This is a genomic window from Exiguobacterium sp. UBA1053 (assembly GCF_002316465.1).
Lineage (GTDB): Bacteria > Bacillota > Bacilli > Exiguobacteriales > Exiguobacteriaceae > Exiguobacterium_A > Exiguobacterium_A abrahamii.
On record NZ_DCDO01000013.1, the window covers coordinates 1 to 18774 of the forward strand.

Annotated in this window: 20 protein-coding genes; 12 read left to right on the top strand and 8 right to left on the bottom strand. The window is 46.5% G+C overall.

All coding sequences use genetic code 11. The features are described from left to right. Positions 1 to 197: 197 nt before the first annotated feature. Positions 198 to 746, bottom strand: coding sequence for a hypothetical protein (locus B3G15_RS07785; protein ID WP_023468520.1), 549 nt, complete (start codon positions 744 to 746; stop codon positions 198 to 200). A 284-nt stretch (positions 747 to 1030) separates the two neighbouring features. Here B3G15_RS07785 and B3G15_RS07790 point away from each other — a divergent pair, with 284 nt between their 5' ends. Beyond that, entirely contained in the window at positions 1031 to 2149 is a 1119-nt protein-coding gene (locus B3G15_RS07790; protein WP_023468521.1) for an NAD(P)/FAD-dependent oxidoreductase, read from the top strand. 42 nt (positions 2150 to 2191) lie between these two features. Further along, complete coding sequence (locus B3G15_RS07795) at positions 2192 to 2515, top strand: hypothetical protein (RefSeq protein WP_029341907.1); 324 nt, start codon at positions 2192 to 2194, stop codon at positions 2513 to 2515. Positions 2516 to 2594: 79 nt separating this feature from the next. Here B3G15_RS07795 and egtD read toward each other — a convergent pair whose 3' ends face one another. The 5 genes from egtD to B3G15_RS07820 form a co-directional block, all read right to left on the bottom strand. Beyond that, positions 2595 to 3551 (bottom strand): L-histidine N(alpha)-methyltransferase, encoded by a 957-nt coding sequence (egtD, locus tag B3G15_RS07800; protein ID WP_215147502.1) that lies wholly within the window; start codon positions 3549 to 3551, stop codon positions 2595 to 2597. Next, positions 3551 to 4831: an ergothioneine biosynthesis protein EgtB gene (gene egtB / locus B3G15_RS07805; RefSeq protein ID WP_290719715.1), complete on the bottom strand. Its 1281-nt coding sequence runs from the start codon at positions 4829 to 4831 to the stop codon at positions 3551 to 3553. Before egtB ends, egtD begins: the two co-directional genes overlap by 1 nt. 123 nt (positions 4832 to 4954) lie before the next feature. Further along, positions 4955 to 5938 carry a GMP reductase gene (gene guaC, locus B3G15_RS07810; RefSeq protein WP_023468525.1) on the bottom strand — a complete coding sequence of 328 codons (984 nt, stop codon included), beginning with the start codon at positions 5936 to 5938 and terminating at the stop codon, positions 4955 to 4957. Positions 5939 to 6098: 160 nt separating this feature from the next. After that, the gene (locus B3G15_RS07815) at positions 6099 to 6605 is read right to left on the bottom strand and encodes an NUDIX domain-containing protein (RefSeq protein WP_290719720.1); all 507 of its coding nucleotides are present in this window, start codon (positions 6603 to 6605) and stop codon (positions 6099 to 6101) included. Continuing rightward, positions 6592 to 7149: a GNAT family N-acetyltransferase gene (locus B3G15_RS07820; protein WP_290719722.1), complete on the bottom strand. Its 558-nt coding sequence runs from the start codon at positions 7147 to 7149 to the stop codon at positions 6592 to 6594. The genes B3G15_RS07815 and B3G15_RS07820 overlap by 14 nt, the downstream gene beginning before the upstream one ends. 144 nt (positions 7150 to 7293) lie before the next feature. Between B3G15_RS07820 and B3G15_RS07825 the strand changes: the two genes are divergently transcribed. The 6 genes from B3G15_RS07825 (at position 7294) to B3G15_RS07850 (ending at position 12012) form a co-directional block, all read left to right on the top strand. After that, complete coding sequence (locus B3G15_RS07825) at positions 7294 to 7554, top strand: hypothetical protein (protein WP_055968430.1); 261 nt, start codon at positions 7294 to 7296, stop codon at positions 7552 to 7554. A 243-nt stretch (positions 7555 to 7797) separates the two neighbouring features. After that, positions 7798 to 7998, top strand: coding sequence for a cold-shock protein (locus B3G15_RS07830; protein ID WP_023468529.1), 201 nt, complete (start codon positions 7798 to 7800; stop codon positions 7996 to 7998). A gap of 84 nt (positions 7999 to 8082) precedes the next feature. Further along, positions 8083 to 8448 carry a nuclear transport factor 2 family protein gene (locus B3G15_RS07835; RefSeq protein ID WP_290719737.1) on the top strand — a complete coding sequence of 122 codons (366 nt, stop codon included), beginning with the start codon at positions 8083 to 8085 and terminating at the stop codon, positions 8446 to 8448. Positions 8449 to 8572: 124 nt separating this feature from the next. Further along, positions 8573 to 9637, top strand: coding sequence for a 3-phosphoserine/phosphohydroxythreonine transaminase (gene serC, locus B3G15_RS07840; protein ID WP_290719740.1), 1065 nt, complete (start codon positions 8573 to 8575; stop codon positions 9635 to 9637). Next, on the top strand, positions 9638 to 10795 hold the full coding sequence (locus B3G15_RS07845) for a phosphoglycerate dehydrogenase (RefSeq protein ID WP_290719743.1): 1158 nt from the start codon (positions 9638 to 9640) through the stop codon (positions 10793 to 10795). Positions 10796 to 10809: 14 nt separating this feature from the next. Beyond that, positions 10810 to 12012, top strand: coding sequence for a DUF1015 domain-containing protein (locus tag B3G15_RS07850; protein WP_290719746.1), 1203 nt, complete (start codon positions 10810 to 10812; stop codon positions 12010 to 12012). A 51-nt stretch (positions 12013 to 12063) separates the two neighbouring features. On the opposite strand, the gene B3G15_RS07855 is transcribed toward B3G15_RS07850, so the two are convergent. After that, the gene (locus tag B3G15_RS07855; RefSeq protein ID WP_290719749.1) at positions 12064 to 13836 is read right to left on the bottom strand and encodes a glycoside hydrolase family 13 protein; all 1773 of its coding nucleotides are present in this window, start codon (positions 13834 to 13836) and stop codon (positions 12064 to 12066) included. 194 nt (positions 13837 to 14030) lie between these two features. On the opposite strand from B3G15_RS07855, the gene B3G15_RS07860 reads away from it, so the two are divergent. Both B3G15_RS07860 and B3G15_RS07865 read left to right on the top strand, forming a co-directional pair. Next, positions 14031 to 14744: a YebC/PmpR family DNA-binding transcriptional regulator gene (locus tag B3G15_RS07860; protein WP_023468535.1), complete on the top strand. Its 714-nt coding sequence runs from the start codon at positions 14031 to 14033 to the stop codon at positions 14742 to 14744. Between the two features lie 244 nt (positions 14745 to 14988). After that, a complete protein-coding gene (locus B3G15_RS07865; RefSeq protein WP_023468536.1) occupies positions 14989 to 15282 on the top strand; it encodes a hypothetical protein in 294 nt (97 codons plus the stop codon). Between the two features lie 40 nt (positions 15283 to 15322). Here the strand turns inward: B3G15_RS07865 and B3G15_RS07870 are convergent, their stop codons facing one another. Beyond that, positions 15323 to 15574 (bottom strand): hypothetical protein, encoded by a 252-nt coding sequence (locus tag B3G15_RS07870; protein ID WP_029341919.1) that lies wholly within the window; start codon positions 15572 to 15574, stop codon positions 15323 to 15325. 357 nt (positions 15575 to 15931) lie between these two features. On the opposite strand from B3G15_RS07870, the gene B3G15_RS07875 reads away from it, so the two are divergent. Together B3G15_RS07875 and B3G15_RS07880 are read left to right on the top strand one after the other, a co-directional pair. Continuing rightward, entirely contained in the window at positions 15932 to 18337 is a 2406-nt protein-coding gene (locus B3G15_RS07875) for a Na+/H+ antiporter subunit A (RefSeq protein ID WP_290719762.1), read from the top strand. Beyond that, the gene (locus B3G15_RS07880; RefSeq protein ID WP_035407436.1) at positions 18334 to 18774 is read left to right on the top strand and encodes a Na(+)/H(+) antiporter subunit B; all 441 of its coding nucleotides are present in this window, start codon (positions 18334 to 18336) and stop codon (positions 18772 to 18774) included. Before B3G15_RS07875 ends, B3G15_RS07880 begins: the two co-directional genes overlap by 4 nt.

The following is an 18774-nucleotide window of genomic DNA, read 5'->3' on the forward strand; positions in this document are numbered from 1 at the left end:
TTTTGTTCACTCGACATCGCTTCCTAGGGAAAAACAAGCAAGAGCGACCCTGCAGCGAAGCGAAGCGGCGCGATGCTTGTCCCAGGAAAACGATGCGAGTCGAACAAAAAAAGCGCAATCCTTCTCGTTAGAGAACAATTGCACTTGTCTTCAGTCTCAAAAGATTTCCCCGAAGAGAAATCCGTTTCATATAGCAATCAACCATGTTCAATATAAAATCCGCTCCAATAAACCTGACGATACGTAAACTCTTTTCCACTCTTCGTCGTCACAAGCATTTCATCTTCTGCCATGACGGCGATTTTAATAGGTACTTCACCGTGATCCGTCAAATAATTGAGGATCTCAAGATGCCGATTCAACCAAAGACGACGGCGGAACCAACGAAAACGACTGAATGCCGCACTGAAGTGGAGTAAGGCAAGCGCAAGGATAATTAAAGCAAACGGAAGTGGAATATCGAACAACGCAATCAAATATACATCTGCGATCAGCAAGGATAACGAGAGACCCATTTCCGTCATCTCCATGAAAGATGCTTTATAGGTCGCAAAGTAGGTCATCACACGAAATAGGAAGATGACCGTGAGGTACGGTACGAAATACATTTGAAACACATGGTCCGTGCCGCTGTTGACGAACATGAGCAGTGGCAGGAAGAATAGCAATTTCCAGATTAGGATGGCGGAATAAAATAAAGTATGATCCGTGTAGCGTCTGCGTACGATGGCTTGACTCATATTCATTGCCTTCCCCTCCTTCATGATGGACCGTTTCAAAGTCGATGATGACAGGACATGATGCCTATAAGGGTATGTTTCCGAATTCAGCTGTTTCTAATCGTCTAATTCACAGTTTTTAGAAACTGTATATTTAGTATACGTCATGACGCGCTAAATGGTTCACTTTCCCCATCATTTCCCATCATTCGATGTGCTACAGATTGGAAACCCGCTCTTGCTAGTCGTCCGGATCTTCTACTGCTACAATAAAAGATATTCCAATTGAACAGAATCGAGTTGAATCTTTCATGTACACCCATATCATCATTGGCGCCGGAATTCTCGGTGCCTCGACTGCCTATCATTTATCGAAGGCTGGTGAACGCGTCTTACTCGTCGATCGGAAGGAACCCGGTCGAGCCTCTCATGCGGCAGCCGGCATCATCTGTCCATGGATGACACAGCGGCGAAATAAGGCATGGTACAAATTAGCGAATAACGGGGCTCATTTTTATAAGACATTGATTCCTGAACTGGAAGCACTCGGTGAGACGAGTACGGGTTATCAGCAAGTTGGCACGATCGCCTTACACGAAACATCAAAAATCGAAAAGATGGAGACGATTGCGCAAAACCGTTTTCCGGAAGCACCTGCCATCGAACGTATCGAACGACTGGACCAAGATCGTGTCAAAACGCTCTTTCCACTCGTCGAACAGATCGAAGATGCCTTATTCGTTTCCGGTGGTGCCCGCGTTGACGGACGTGCCTTGTGTGCTGCACTGATTCGTGGCGCTGTCGAACACGGTGCGACCGTCCTAGAAGGAGATGCTTCTCTTATCGTAGACAAGGGAGTCGTCACCGGTATAACCATGGAAAATGAACAGTACTCGGCAGAACAGTTCATTTTAACGGCGGGCGTCTGGTTAAATGACCTACTCCGTCCACTTGAGCTTAAAATCGATTTGCATCCGGAGAAGGGACAGATCCTGCAACTCGATTTGACGGATTCTACATCAACGACATGGCCCGTCGTCATGGGACAACGCGGATTATATCTCGTCTCCATCCACGAAGGGAAATTGATCGTTGGTTCAACACACGAAAAACAGACCGACTACGACTTGAAACCAACCGTTAAGGGGATGTATGCCTTATTGAATCGAGCTTTACCTGTCTTACCGCGTCTCGAAGAAACGACGATTGATGAACTGCGTATCGGCTTACGCCCGTATACGAAAAACTCCCTGCCGGTGATTGGACCGCTTCAAAATCATCCGAACGTGTTCCTAGCGAACGGACTTGGTGCATCCGGTTTGACGATCGGACCATATCTCGGTAGCCAATTAGCGAAGCTTGCACGTCATCAAGCGCCTGATATCGAATGGACGACTTATGAGCCGACCTACGTTTCTCTCGATTCCTGACCAACTCTATGCTTCACTTTGAAAGGAAGTACACCATTGTCCATGAAACCAATCGTTCCTCTTGAATTATTCGATGCTTTAGATATACGTGTTGGTACAATCCAGTCGCTTTCGGATCTTACCGATGGCTCAATTCAGCTTGAACTACAATTCGACGGATTTACGCGTTTATTCTCACTCGAGTGGGAATCACTGCGACCCGATGTCCATGAATTGCTTGGAAAACAAGCGATTGCTGTACTCAATATACCCGGTCGTACGCCTGAAGAGTCCGGTCGGGTGCTTGAGATCGGTCGCTCGGAACAATGGATGCCGATTCTCGTCGTACCGGAACATCCGATTCCGGAAGGAGCACGTGTCGAATAAGGCATATCATTTAGAAAAACACTCCCCTGTGTCGCTTCGTAACGGAAGCTTACATGTGGGAGTGTTTTCAGATGTGCCGTTACATTTTTTCTAAATAATGCACGCTGAATCGTTCATCGTCATCGATCCAGCAATTGACTGGATGAAAACCACTTTTAAGGGCGAGTGTCTCAAACTCTTCTTTACTGTATTTATAGGAGTTTTCCGTATGAATTGTTTCCCCTTGTTTAAACGGAACCGTCACATCTCCGACTTGTACGAGTTGATCGAGTTGACTCCGAAGATGCATTTCGATTCGTCCTTTTTCCTCATTATAAAAAGCATGATGTTCGAATCGCGTCACATCAAACGTTCCCTCGAGCATCTGATTCAAATGCGTCAACATGTTCAAATTGAATGCCGCTGTGACGCCGGCTACATCGTTATAAGCCCGTTCAAGCACATCAACAGACTTTTTCAGATCGACGCCGATCAAGAATCCATCGCCTGTTTCAAGAATTCGTGAGGAATGACGTAAGAAGCGCATCGCTTCCTCCGGTTCAAAGTTTCCGATCGTCGATCCCGGGAAAAAGATGACTCGTTTTTGAGACTCCTCGACCGGTAAGGAAATCGATTGTGAGTAATCCCCACAGACCGCTTTAATATGCAGCGCAGGATACCGTTCCGACAATTGGCGTGCAGATTCCATTAGGAAATCTTTTGAGATATCAATGGGCATGTACGTGTCTAGATGTGTAAATGTCTCCAGTAACATCTGGATTTTACGACTGCTTCCACTTCCATATTCAATCAGTGTATGCACATCCCCGATACTTCGTGCGATCTCCGCTCGATGCTGCTCCAAGATGGCGAGCTCTGTCCGTGTCGGATAATATTCCGGTTGTTGCGTAATCTGTTCGAACAACTGGGATCCGATATGATCATAAAAATATTTTGCCGGTAAGACCTTTTGTTCTCGCATCAGACCTTCAATGACTTCTAAACGCATGTTTTGTTGCGGCGTATATAAATCGTACCCAATGACTGTCTCTCGCATCACATGTCACCTGCCAATCGGAAGCCGCCAAATAACCAACGTTTATCAGGCGGGAAGAAGTTGCGGTACGTCTCGCGAATGTGATCGTCAGGCGTCACGCACGCTCCTCCACGCAGTACCATTTGATTACACATGAACTTCGCGTTGTATTCCCCGAGCGCTCCCTCGAGTGGTTTACTGCCTGGATATGAACTATAAGCACTCGACGTCCACTCCCAAACGTTTCCGAACATGCTCGCAAGCGTTGTCTCTGACTCTTCGACGGCTACCGGATGGAATGTTCCGCTTCCCATCATATTACGCTTCGTAACGGAATCGACTTGACGAGAAGCCCACTCCCACTCCGCTTCCGTCGGTAAGCGTTTCCCTTGATAACGGCTATAGGCATCCGCCTCGTAAAAGCTGACATGACAGACCGGTTCATCGAGACGGAGTGGTTCGACGCCATTCATCGTAAAGATCGTCCATTCTCCCGCGTCATCCTTCATCCAATATAACGGTGCTTTCCAGCCTTCTTTTTGAACCGTCGCGTACCCATCGGATAGCCAGTACTCTGATTTTTGATAGCCCCCTGCTTCAATGAACGCCAAATACTCCCCGTTCGTGACAGGACGCGTCGCTAATTCAAACGGATGTAACCACGTTTTATGACGTGGACTCTCGTTGTCAAACGCAAAACCGTCTCCTGTATGACCGATCTCGACGAGTCCTTCCTCGAATTGGATAAACGATGTTTCCTTGACTGCATTTTCAGGCACATCTGTTGCCAACGACTTTGACTGATAAGCAGGTAACAGTGGATTCGTGAAAAAGTTATACTTCACGTCCATCAAGATCAATTCCTGGTGTTGTTGCTCGTGTTGCAGTCCCATCTCGACTAACGCTTCGATTTTCCGTTGGTCTTCTGGAGTCCGTTCTTCTTTCAAGAACTCGACCATTTGTCCATCGACATATGACCGGTAAGCAATGATGTCTTCGACGGTCGGACGCGACAGCATTCCCCGTTGTTGACGAGGCTGGTAAGGACCGATTGAATTATAGTAAGAATTGAATAGATAATTGTACTTCGGATGGAAAACTCGATAGCCTTTACTATATTCTTGTAAAATCATCCGTTCAAAAAACCAAGTCGTATGGGCGATGTGCCATTTTGGCGGACTCACGTCCGAACTTGTTTGAATGATGAAGTCTTCTGCTTCGAGCGGTTCAATCAAGGCAATTGTTTGGTTACGAACAGTGGCAAATTTTTCGATTAAGTACGATGTCGTTTCAAATAGCATGTCAATCACTCCCTATCCAAAATATTCCGAATCTTTTGGTCCATTTGATGTATACCCCCCAAATGGAAGAGTTATGCTAAAGAAACAAAAAAAGTCCGCTCCGTTAAGAGCGAACTGATCACTTTAATATACTTTATCGCCGTTGAAGATCGAGTTCTTGACGACGACGTAGTCGACCGTCCGAATCGCTTGCAATTTGTTCCCGCCAGCGTACGAAATTGCCGATTGCAAATCTTGCTCCATCTCGATCAACGTATCCGCTAGACTTCCTTTATGCTCGACGAACATCTTCTTCCCTTCGACGTTCTTGCGTTCCCCTTTTTGGAACTCAGAAGCAGAACCGAAGTATTCCTTGACGAGCACCCCATCTACTTCATGCGTCTCACCAGGCGATTCCTCGTGCCCTGCGAAGAGTGAACCGATCATGACCATCGAAGCACCGAACCGAACTGACTTCGCGATATCGCCATGCGTCCGAATCCCGCCATCAGCGATGATCGGTTTACTTGCTGCTTTTGCACACCAACGAAGTGCCGCGAGTTGCCAACCACCTGTACCGAATCCTGTCTTAATCTTCGTAATACACACTTTACCTGGTCCGATCCCGACTTTTGTTGCGTCGGCTCCCGCATTCTCAAGTTCGCGCACCGCTTCTGGCGTACCAACGTTACCCGCGATGACGAAACTTGCTGGTAGAAGCGACTTGATGTGACGAATCATCTGAATGACGGCTTCCGAATGACCGTGTGCGATATCAATCGTGATGTATTCAGGAGTTAGGCCCTCTGCCGCAAGCTGTTCGATCAGCTGATATTCTTCTTCCTTGACACCGACGCTGATTGAAGCGAACAGTTGACGTTCTTGCATCATACGTACGAATGCCAAACGACGAGCCGGTTCGAATCGATGCATGATATAAAAATAATCGCCTTCCGCTAAGAACAAAGCAATCGATTCATCAATGATCGTTTGCATGTTTGCCGGTACGACCGGAAGCTTGAAACGTCTACCACCGAACTCGACTGACGTATCACATTCTGAACGACTACCAACGATTGATTTTGCTGGAATTAATTGAATATCTTCATAATCGAATACTACATCCATGAATAACACCTCTAATTACGAATATTTTTTAATATATTGGCGATAATCATTCGCCCCTTGACTACTATAACGAACTGTCATCATAGTGTCAAAGAAATTTTCGCGTTTTTAAGGTTTTTCAAGAACTTTATTCAGATATAACCAGTTGAATGTTCGGATTTCACCGATTTTGACGTTGTAAATCTGTCAACCAGTGTTCTTCCCAGTCAAAATAACTTGTTGCTTCGGATGCTTCAAACACATGATCAGGATAAGGGAGTGCTAGAGGTGGACGATCCTGTTTTGGGAAATATGCTAGTTGCTTCGATTCCCCATCAATCGCTTTGAGCGTTCCCCCGACTACCTTACACTCGAATACTGTCGCTACGTATTCAACTTCGTTTCCGTCCGGGTACGTCAAACGAAATGACTCTCCACCGAATGTCGCAATCAGTCGGACCGGTCGGACGAATAGACCCGTTTCTTCATAGACTTCACGAATGACTGCTTGCGCAGGAGATTCTCCCAGTTCGATCGCTCCTGCAGGCAAACTCCAAAACGGACCTCCTGGATCCTGAAAGAGGATGTGACCTGCTTCGTTTCGAATGATCGCTGCGATGCATGGTGTAAAAAGACGCTGCGTTCCGACAAGTTGGCGCAGATTGGCATAATAATTAGAGATTGGCATGTTTTGACTCCTTCCGGTCTTCTTTTAATAGAGCAAACAAAATAAAGTCTTCCCAGGCATCGTTGATGAAGAGATTTTGTTTCGCGATTCCTTCTTGGCGAAACCCAACTTTCTCAAGGACACGGATCGAGCCGATATTCTTTGGCATGACTTCAGCACGGATCCGGTGGAACTGGTGGACATCAAATAAATGATCCACGAACAATCCGACCGCTTGAGCCATATATCCTCGTCCTGAAAAGGCGCCATCCAACTGGTAGCCAATCATACACGTCTCCGCTGGTCCACGTTGAACGAACATCGCCGAAACATCCCCAATCAACTGGTCCGTCTCGGATAAAAAAACACCATACGCATAATAAGCATCTTGACGCATTAACTCTTGATGACGATGAATCCGTTCACGTTGCCCTTCGATCGTGTATTGTTCTGGTGACGGTTTGATTGGCATCCAGTATTCAAAGTGATCACGGTTTCGTAAATTCATCTCAAGGATCTCTGCTGCATCGTCCAAGATGTACGGACGAATGTATACAGGAAACATATAACGTTCCTCCATTTCCATTATTATCTTTAGTTCAAGAAGTTTGGGTGTTTCATAATTCATGTAGCGGGAATCTACATAATAGTTTCATTACATTACAGTGACAGCATACTATAGAGAAAACTGTCGAAGAAGGAGTGACTTATGTATTCAGACACTGATTTGCTCAATCAAATCAAACAACGCGACCCTGTCGCGTTAGAACGATTATACGATCGTTACGAAAAAACACTCTTTCTTCTGTTCCGTCGCACACAAGTCGAGGATGCACTCATTCATTCCGCAATGACGCAACTATTCCGAACTGTTTGGGAACAACCGACACGTTATCCGAACTTCCAAGGATTCATTTTGCATACATTACGACAACTCAGTAGTAAAAGAGAACATATTCCGACTCGTTGAAAGAATCAGTTATACTCTTTCGACACAAGTAAAATGAACCCTTTAATTGTATGCTTTATTCAGAGAAGAACAGCTTCGTTTGTTCTTTTTTTGTTTTGTCCTTTCTTTTTCGATTCAGGCATGCTATATTATTAAGTAATTATTGTTGTTCGGTGGAGATACGAAGTGTTTCACTTTATATTCGATGAAATTGATCACGGTAGTAATAATCAGTGTGCCAGTCACACGCAGGAGGCAATACACATGGAACAAGGTAAAGTAAAATGGTTTAACGCAGAAAAAGGATTCGGCTTCATCGAGCGCGAAAGCGGAGACGACGTATTCGTACACTTCTCAGCAATCCAATCTGAAGGTTTCAAATCACTTGACGAAGGTCAAGAGGTTTCTTTCGAAGTTGAAGAAGGTCAACGTGGACCACAAGCAACTAACGTTGTAAAACTTTAATTTCTTTTAGACCCTGCTCACGCAGGGTCTTTTTTTGTGTTTATATATGCTACACTAGCGATTCAGGAAGAAAGGAGATGTAATATGACACTTGAACAAACGATGCAACACCTTCAAGATGCTATGCTAAAAGGCGACCTAACACAAGTCTCGCATCTATTATCTCCCGAATTTACGTTCATCGATGCATTAGGGCGGTCATTTGATGCCGAGACCTACCTCGATCATTACGTGGATCCTGCAAACATCCGCTGGTTATCCCGAACTGATGATTTTTTATACATTGATCATTTCGAAGATACGGCAATCCAGTATAGTTTGACAGAAGACCGATTTGAATACGGGACAACTCAATACGTTGGTCGTTTCCGGATCGTGTCCATCTATCGTGCTACGTCAGATGGTTGGAAATGGCACTTTGGTCAATTGACATCTCTTGATCCGTCGTAACGGATTCAAGGGATGTTTTTGTTTTCATTTTCCATTCATCGTCAGTTGGAATTGCTTCTCATTTTTCATTCCGTTACACTTGAGGGGTACATATTTTCTGAAAATTCAAGAAGGAGTGTTCCTCATGACGGTTTATAACTTCTCTGCCGGTCCAGCAGTCCTTCCTGCCCCGGTCCTATTGAAGGCTCAATCCGAGCTACTCGATTATGAAAATTCAGGACAATCCGTTCTTGAAATGAGTCATCGTTCGCCAATCTTTGAATCGATTCGAGATGCGGCTGAACAATCCTTACGGAGACTGATGTCGATTCCCGATACGTACTCCGTATTGTTTCTTCAAGGGGGAGCTACACTTCAGTTCACGATGTTACCGCAAAATCTAGCGACGAAGACCGGACGGGTTGATTTCATAGATACCGGTGGCTGGTCGACGAAGGCGATTGCAGATGCCAAACTGTACACCTCTGTCAATGTGCTCGCCTCTTCCGCTGATCACGGATATCGCTTCATCCCAGAAGGTCCGTTCACATCAACGGCCGACTATCTGCATATTACTTGGAACAATACACTTGAAGGGACTACGTATCAGACACCGCCTCTCGTCGATGTGCCACTCGTCGCAGACGTCTCTTCTTCGATTTTGTCTGAACCATTGCCAATCGAGTCATTCGATGTGTTGTATGCTGGTGCTCAAAAAAACCTTGGCGTCGCTGGTTTGACGGTCGTCATCTTGAAGAACGAGTTGCTAGATCGTGTTCCTGACACGATTGGTGCCTACTTACGGTATGACATCCATGCCAAACAGCGGTCTCTGTACAACACGCCGCCGACATTCAGTCTTTATATGACGAAATTAGTGCTCGAATGGATTGAAGAGACGGGACTCGAGACGATCGCGGCACGAAACGTCTCACAAGCACGCATGTTATATGAAGCAATTGATCAATCCAATCTATTTCATAACCATGTAGCCGTCAAGGATCGAAGCCGGATGAACATTCCGTTCTCGACCGGAAGTGAGTCGGAGGACGCTGCGTTCTTGAACTTTGCTGCGCGTCACGATTTAATCAACCTTGCCGGTCACCGCTCGATTGGTGGAATGCGCGCGAGTCTCTACAACGCGATGCCGACCGAAGGGGTTACGGCACTGATTCACATCATGCACCGTTTTGAACAGGGGGAACGTTAAATGTATCAAATCCAACTATGGAATGATTTATCGGACAAAGGATTAAAACGATTCACAGATGACTATCTCGTTCAGCGAGAAACGGAACAACCAGACGCTTTTCTCGTCCGCAGCAAGGATTTACATGACATGCGCTTTCCGGATAGTCTCAAAGCCGTCGCCCGAGCCGGTGTCGGTGTCAATACAATTCCACTCGATCAACTCGCAAACCGCGGGATTCCCGTCTTTTCAACGCCAGGTGCTAATGCGAATGCCGTCAAGGAACTCGTCATCGGTAGTTTATTCCTGACGGCGCGAAAGCTCGTGCCGAGTCTGCTTTGGACGAACAACTTACGCGGACCGGATATTCCGGAGCGGATCGAAGCGAACAAAAAACAATTCGTCGGAACGGAGTTACTCGGGAAACGAATCGGGATCGTCGGACTTGGAGCAATCGGGGCAAACTTAGCCAACACCCTTCACGAGCTTGGCATGAGCGTCACAGGCTATGATCCACACATGTCCGTCGAGTCCGCTTGGCGCGTCTCGAATCAGATTCAGCGGGCGACACAGCTCGAAGATCTCCTCGCGACCAGTGACTACATTACGTTGCATCTCCCACTCGTTGACGCGACGACGGGTCTGCTCGATGCGTCACTCTTCTCGAAGATGAAACATGGCGCGACCCTGCTCAACTTCTCGCGTGGCGAACTCGTTGATGAACAAGCGTTAGCCGAAGTGCTCCGGTCGGGTCGTCTGGCGAACTATGTGACGGATTTCCCGAATGCCTTCATCTTGTCCCTCCCCCGTGTCATTGCTTTACCACATATCGGGGCATCAACAAGTGAAGCGGAGGAAAACTGTGCCATCATGGCAGTCGATCAACTGCGTCTATTCCTTGAGACAGGAAACATCCGTAATTCTGTCAATTTCCCGGCTGTCGAGTTACCGTTCACTGGAAAACGACGGATTACGATTGCTCACCACAACATTCCGAACATGGTCGGTCAAATCGCCTCGGTGTTAGCACAAGAGTCGATCAATATCGCCAACATGATCAACGGTAGTAAAGATGCGATTGCCTATACAATCATCGATATCGATAACCATGCGGACGAATCAATCTCGCTCGACCGACTGAATCAGATTCCTGGCGTCTTGAAAACACGTCTACTTTAAAAGGAGTGAACCCCATGCCAACTTTCGAACCTTTTGCGGCGTTACGACCGGACTCAAAATATGCGGCAGAATTTGCCGCCTTACCGTATGATGTTTATTCGCGCGAAGAAGCACGTTCTGAGATTCGACGTCATCCGCTGTCTTTTTTACGGATCGATAAAGCAGAAGCCACCCTTCCGTCATTGATCGCTGAAGATGACCCACGCGTTTATCAGCAAGCAGCGCTTGCCTTCGAAGAGAGTCAAACAAACGGTATCTTACAGCTCGACACGGACGAGACATATTACATTTATCAGTTGTCAGACGGGACACATACGCAATCCGGTTTCGTCGGATGTGTTGCCGTCAGCGATTATGAGACGAATCAAATTCGTAAACATGAATTCACACGTCCAGATAAGGAGCGCGACCGTGTCCGACACGTCGAACAGTTACAAGCTCATACGGGACCGATTTTACTGGCGCATCAGACGGATCCACAACTCGAAGCAATCGTCACAACGGTCACTGCTGGAGATCCCCTATATGATTTCACCGTCGATGGAGTGACGCACCGAATTTTTAAAATCGCCGATCGTAATCACCTGTTGACGATCGGGAGCCAGTTCGCCCGTCACGACGCTCTCTATATCGCTGATGGTCACCACCGTGCAGCGGCGGCAGCCATCGCTGCCAGCCGGACGGATCAGGAGGAAGCCCAACGTTTTCTTGGTGTCTCCTTCCCGCAGGATCAATTACGAATCCTTGGCTACCACCGTGTCGTCGAAGATTTATACGGTCAATCGGTCGTTGACTTCCTCGAGCGATTAGCCCATCGCTTTACGATTACAAAAGGACGCGCTGAACAAACGAAGTCTCACCAAATTGAGATGTATCTCAACCGGCAATGGTATACCCTTTCGTACAAATCTGAACGAATCGGGACGAAAGCGAATCTCGACGTCTCGATTTTACAAGAAGAGTTGTTGACACCGTTACTCGGTATCGAAGACCCACGGACGGACGCACGGATCCAGTTCGTCGGTGGTCATAAGGGATATGCTGGTCTTGAGCAGATCGTGGACTCTGGGCATGCCGCTGTTGCTTTTCACTTGCATCCGACTTCGATCGAAGATTTAATGGCTGTGGCTGATGCCGGAGAAGTGATGCCACCGAAATCGACTTGGTTCGAACCGAAACTTCGGAGCGGTTTACTGATCCATCCGTTTGATTCGTAATGCACACCAAAAAAGCAAGTCGCGGATGCGATATCCACGACTTGCTTTTTCTTATACGTGTCGCAAAAGAAGAGCTGACACAGCTTCTACTTGAATAGTTCCCGATAACGTCGTTCCATCCAACAGACTTTCATACGTTCCTTCAAGCGAAAGAGATTGTGCCTCTTCACTGACGTTGACGACGAGCAAGTAAACCTGTTCGCCCTGACGTCGCTCGACAATAAATGTCTGTCTTGTATCATCGATCCTTTGGAAATGATACGTTCCGGCATTTGCTAAAACCGGATGCTGTTTTCGAAGGGCGATCAACTGCGCAACGTGATCGAACAACTCAAGGTTCTGCTTCGTCTCGTCCCATTCCATACACGCACGGTTGGCCGGATCTTGCCCACCCTTCATTCCAATCTCATCACCATAATAGATGACGGGTGAACCTGGAAATGTCAACAGTGTAGTGAAGAGCAATTTCATTCGATCGATATTCCCTTTCGCACGCGTTAGAGCACGCGGCGTATCATGCGAGTCAATCAAATTGAACATGACCTCGTTGACATTTTGAGAATGCCAGTTTAAATTTCGGCTGACTGCATGTGAGAAATCACGAACGCTCGTCTCGCCCGTCGCAAAACAAGTCAAAAAGCTCTCTGTCAAACCGTAATTCATGACGGCATCAAATTGATCGCCGAGGAGCCACGGTTGCGAATCCGTCCAGCATTCACCGACGATATAACATGTTCCGTTCGCAGCCCGGACTTCCTTGCGAAACTCACGCCAAAATGCATGATCGACTTCACTCGCGACATCCAGACGCCAGCCGTCGATTCCGAATTCCTCGACCCAGTAACGTCCGACGTGAAGCAAATAGTCTTTGACGTCCGGATGAGCAGTATTCAATTTCGGCATGTTCCGTTCAAAGGCAAACACTTCATAGTTCGGAATCGATGGATCGACTGGGAAGGAATCAATCGTAAACCAGTTGGCGTATTTTGAATCTTGCCCCTTTTCTAAGACGTCCTGAAAGGCGGGGTGATCTTCACTAATATGGTTGAAGACGGCATCGAGTAATACGCGGATACCGTTCTCATGTAGCACATCGATCATCTTGCGGAACGTTTTCTCGTCACCAAATGCAGGATCAAGCTTCAGATAATCAAGCGTATCGTATTTATGATTCGATGGTGCCTCAAAGACTGGGCAGAAGTAGACACCCGTGACACCAAGACGTTGTAAATGATCGACGTGATCGATGACCCCTTGAAAATCTCCACCGAAGAAATTCTGAAAAGCTGGTGCTTCACTTCCCCACTCCTTCGTTCCCGCTGGGTCATTCGTCCGGTCACCATTCGCGAATCGTTCCGGGAAAATTTGATACCAGACCGTATCCTTCACCCACTCCGGTGTATCAAAGACATCCGTCGCATGAACATATGGCACTGAAAAATAATAGCCCGGATGATCGAGTGGCGCTTCGTCATACCAGCCACGCTCGGTTAAAACGGCTGTCGTATCGCCATGAACCTCAAACCCATATCGTACCCGCTTCCGTTCTGGACGGATTGCAACGAACCAATAGTCATACGTCGCATCACTTCCATTGTGTTGCATCGGCGTCCGCTCTACTTTCCATGATTTTTCTTTCTCCGGATCAAAATTCCAATCTCGGTCTTCTTCTTTTTCCGCTTCCCATTCGTACGGATCACCATATATCAATTCAACTTTTTTAATATCGTCTTTAGCCGTCATGAGTCGGACATGGACCGTCTCTTGATCGTAAGCATAAACGAACGGTGATAATGCGCGATGAACTACCCCAGCCTGGTTCAAATTCTGCCACTCTCCCTTAAATTGATATTTCTCTATCGGTAAAGTTCCTTTCTTCCACATCGCTTAAACGTATTTAATAGAAATTCAACGGTTCCACCGACATTTTAGTTCAGTCTGTCAGGTAGTTTAAGGTATACTGATAACGCATAGGAAATCACGGATTTCTGACATTACGGAAAGAGAGTGGATACGAAATGGGTCGTAAATGGAATAACATCAAGGAAAAAAAAGCATCAAAAGACAAAAATACGAGTCGGATTTACGCAAAGTTCGGTCGTGAGATTTATGTAGCGGCTAAACAAGGTGAACCCGATCCAGAATCAAACCAAGCATTAAAGGTCGTTCTCGAACGAGCGAAAACATACAACGTGCCACGTGCCATCGTCGATCGGGCGATTGAAAAAGCAAAAGGTGGAGCGGAAGAAAACTACGACGTCTTGCGTTATGAAGGATTCGGTCCAAGCGGTTCAATGGTCATCGTCGAAACGTTGACGAACAACGTTAACCGGACGGCTTCTGACGTTCGTGCTGCATTCGGAAAAAATGGCGGAAACATGGGCGTGAGCGGATCCGTCGCTTATATGTTCGATGCGACGGCAATCTTTGCCTTTGAAGGTAAAACTGCAGATGACGTTCTCGAATTGATGATGGAAGCGGATATTGATGTGCGCGATATCCTCGAAGAAGACGAATCTGTCATCATCTACGCTGAGCCGGAACAATTCCATGCTGTACAAGAAGCGTTGAAAGCTGCAGGCATTACTGAGTTCTCACTTGCCGAACTGGTCATGCTCGCCCAAAACGAAGTCGCGTTGTCTGAAGACGACGTCGCACAATTCGAGAAAATGATCGATGCACTGGAAGATCTTGAGGATGTGCAACAGGTCTACCATAACGTAGAACTATAATTAAAAAGACAAGGGGATGGTCACGACCATCCCCTTGTCTTTTTAATTATAGTTTCTGTATCGGTTAACGCCCAAAATCGGTCACGCACCGTCTGTTTTTATCATAAAGTATGAAACGCGTTTCATAACAAGAACAAAAAAAGATTCATTTGTAATGTTTATTTCTTGTATTTAATGGGAATAGTAATATTCGGAGTTGATTATAACTTATTTTGCTTTGAAGAAATAAAAGGAGGAACGAACGATGACATATTCTTTAATTGAAACATTCAAACACATCGTAAGCGAGGCAACTAGCTTTAAGCGCGTTGATTTCGGGGGTTACGATATTTATATGCAGACAACAGATGGACGAACGATTACGGCACACATCCGCTATGATGGTGGTGGTACGGACTTCAATGAAGCTTATTTAATGCTTGAATCGAGTACCGGTCAACGTCGCACAGCGACCTTAACACTTTATCAATTCGAACATCTCTCTTCTTATACTGCACACAGTGAACGGACACGTGCCCTAGTCACAACAAGTGCTTAATGACCATAAAACACGCCTCTCATTCGAGAGACGTGCTTTTTTAATTTTCTTCTCGCTCGAGGCGTTCGAGTTCTGCGTGTGTTTGTGGGAATCCATTCGCTTGCCAATCTGCCCGATGAATGGAATCCAGTTGTGTCAGTCCGACTTCAGCCGGATCGCGTTTCGCGTCGACACTTGGACGATGGTCAATATCATCTGAAGTCGATTTTCGTTGTTGGTATTGTTGATAGGCGATTGTCGCAATCGCTGCTAGACCACCTAAAATAACACCTGTCTTGAATGTTGCTCGCATGAAAGTTCCCCCTCTATGGTCATTAGTTGTGCTCTAGATAAATGTACCCGCGTTCCTTGAGTTTGAATCATTCTTCTCATGGATCCACGTGTTTTTTGAAAAAAATCAAAAAAATTTTCAGCCTATTTCTGCCGTGTTCCTACATATTTAATAATCAAGAGAAAAAATGGCTCTATCCCTTATGCTTCAACGCTTCACGTCATGCAAGAAGGAAAAAAGTACGCTATACTTGATTCAGAAACATCTTCGACGAACAAAATGAATCGTGTCTTCTACTGGACAGTTCCGAGCTTCAACAGCTTGCGTTCGCGTCCCTTTTTCATTTTTGGTCGTCGATGTCACAAAGGAGGGAATTTCGTGTCCGTGATGCACGGGGCTATTTTACTGCCCATATTGATCAGTCTTTTCATTCCGCTTCTAGCGAAACGCCTTCCGAACATTCATACCGGTTGGTTTGTACTTGTCGTACCTGTACTGCTCGTTTCGTATTTCAGCCGCTTTCTCCCTGGTACGATGTCCGGTGAGACCTTTACGGCACGCATGCCGTGGATACCATCGCTCGGTATCGATTTTGTCACGTATCTTGACGGACTCGGCTTATTGTTCGCACTATTGATCACAGGAATCGGATCACTCGTCGTTCTTTATTCGATTTTTTATCTAGATGCGAAAAAAGAATCACTCGGAACATTTTATGTCTATCTTTTGATGTTCATGACCGCCATGCTTGGGGTCGTACTGTCAGATAACGTGATCGTCCTCTATCTGTTCTGGGAATTAACGTCGATTTCGTCGTTCTTATTGATTGCCTACTGGTACGAGCGGGAACGTTCTCGTTATGGCGCTCAAAAATCGATGTTGATCACCGTCTTTGGTGGACTGGCGATGCTTGGGGGAATTGCGATTCTCTCTACACTCAGTGGATCGTTAAGTATTCGTGAGACCTATGCGTCACTTGAATCGATTCAAGGTGAACCTTTCTTTACGGTCGCCCTTGTTTTATTCTTGCTAGCTGCCTTCACGAAATCGGCTCAGTTTCCGTTCCACATCTGGTTACCGGATGCGATGGAAGCACCGACCCCTGTCAGTGCCTACTTGCACTCGGCAACGATGGTCAAGGCAGGGTTGTATCTCGTCGCTCGTTTCAGTCCGATTTTTGCGGATGAGTCGCTTTGGTTCTATCTCGTCTCATCTGTCGGAATATTCACCTTATTCTGGGGTTCACTCAATGCGGTGAAACAACATGATTTGAAAGGAATTCTTGCTTACTCCACGATTTCTCAGCTTGGATTAATCATGTCCTTACTTGGACTCGGAGCCGCCGCCTTGCACGTTGACGCGTTAGATGACGGATTATATACAATCGCGACAGTTGCTGCGATCTTCCATCTGATCAACCATGCGACGTTTAAAGGCAGTCTCTTCATGATGGCGGGAATCGTCGATCACGAGACTGGTACTCGCGATATTCGGAAGCTCGGTGGTCTTGCGCAACTCATGCCGATTTCGATGACGATTGCGATGATCGGGACGCTTTCGATGGCGGGGATTCCACCATTCAACGGGTTCTTAAGTAAAGAGATGTTCTTGACAGGTGTACTTCAAGTTTCAGGATCTGACTTGTTCCACTTACCGTCTTACGGTTGGATCATTCCTGTACTCGCCGTCGTCGGAAGTATCTTTACATTCGTCTATAGCATCTTGATCGTCCGCAAAACATTCTTCGGTAAGCGTCAAGACGATAAGTTACCGAAAACACCACACGAGGCACCGATTGGAATGTTGATTCCACCTCTCGTCCTCGTATCGCTCGTCGTCATCATCGGACTCTTCCCGAATCTATTATCGGATACGTTGATTCGACCGGCAGTCGAAGCGATCTTACCGCAAGTCGTTGATGCGGGTGGCAAGATTGATGTGCATATTTCAATGTGGCATGGATTCCAACCAGAATTTTTCCTGACGTTACTCATCTTTACAGTCGGGTTCATTTTGTATAAAACACTGCCACGCTGGCAATCGCTCTATAACCGGATGCCTCGTGCCGTCTCCTTGAATCATCAATATGACGCTTTATTGCGTCGTGGTGAACAGACATCGACACGTATTCACGATACGGTCATGACCGGATACATGCGGTCGTATCTCGTCTACATCTTCGGATTCATCGTCATCTTGATCTTGACGGCATTATACGGGTTTGATGCCTTCCGCTTCGCGGTTGATCCAATCAGCTCGATTGACGCGTATGAGATCATCCTTGCACTCGTTCTCGTTTCGAGTGCCCTTTCGATCACCTTTGCGCGTTCACGACTGACATCGATCATCTTGCTCGGTGTGACAGGTTATACGGTCGCTCTGTTCTTCGTCTTGTTCCGAGCGCCAGACCTTGCCTTGACGCAACTCGTCATCGAGACCGTATCGGTCGCTCTATTCCTGCTCGTTTTCTATCGTTTACCGGAAATCAGCCGGAAAGAAGAGCGCATTCCGTTCAAGCTCGGCAACGCCTTGATTTCGGCACTCGTCGGATTGACGGTGACACTCGTCGCACTTGCTTCTCTCAGCCAACGATCGTTTACTTCAATCGCCAAATATTACATCGATAATGTCGCTGATCTTGCCGCTGGCGGTAATATGGTCAACGTCATTCTCGTCGACTTCCGTGGCTTCGATACGTTGTTTGAGATTGCCGTTCTCGCACTTGCCGGAATCGGAATTTACACGATGATTAAATTCAGACGAACAGGAGGGATGGATAAATGAAAAAGCAGGCAAAAAAGCATACGAATGACGTCATCTTAGAGTCCGCGACTTCCTTTATCACGTTCATCATCTTCCTGTTTGCTGTCTACTTGTTCTTTGCTGGACACTATACACCGGGTGGCGGTTTCATTGGCGGTCTTGTGACGGCGTCTGCTCTTGTCTTGATCTTACTTGCTTACGACATCAAGACGTTACGCCGGATTTTGCCATTCGACTACAAATGGATTACGGCTCTTGGCATGTTGATTGCCGTACTGACGGCTTCAGGAGCGCTTGTCTTTAACGTCCCGTTCTTCACACATGCACATGACTATTTCAACCTACCGTTATTCGGTAAGACATCACTTCATACGGCGATGTTGTTTGATCTTGGTGTTTATCTTGTCGTCGTCGGTGTGACGATGACGATTATTCAAACGATTGGGGAGAGTGATTAA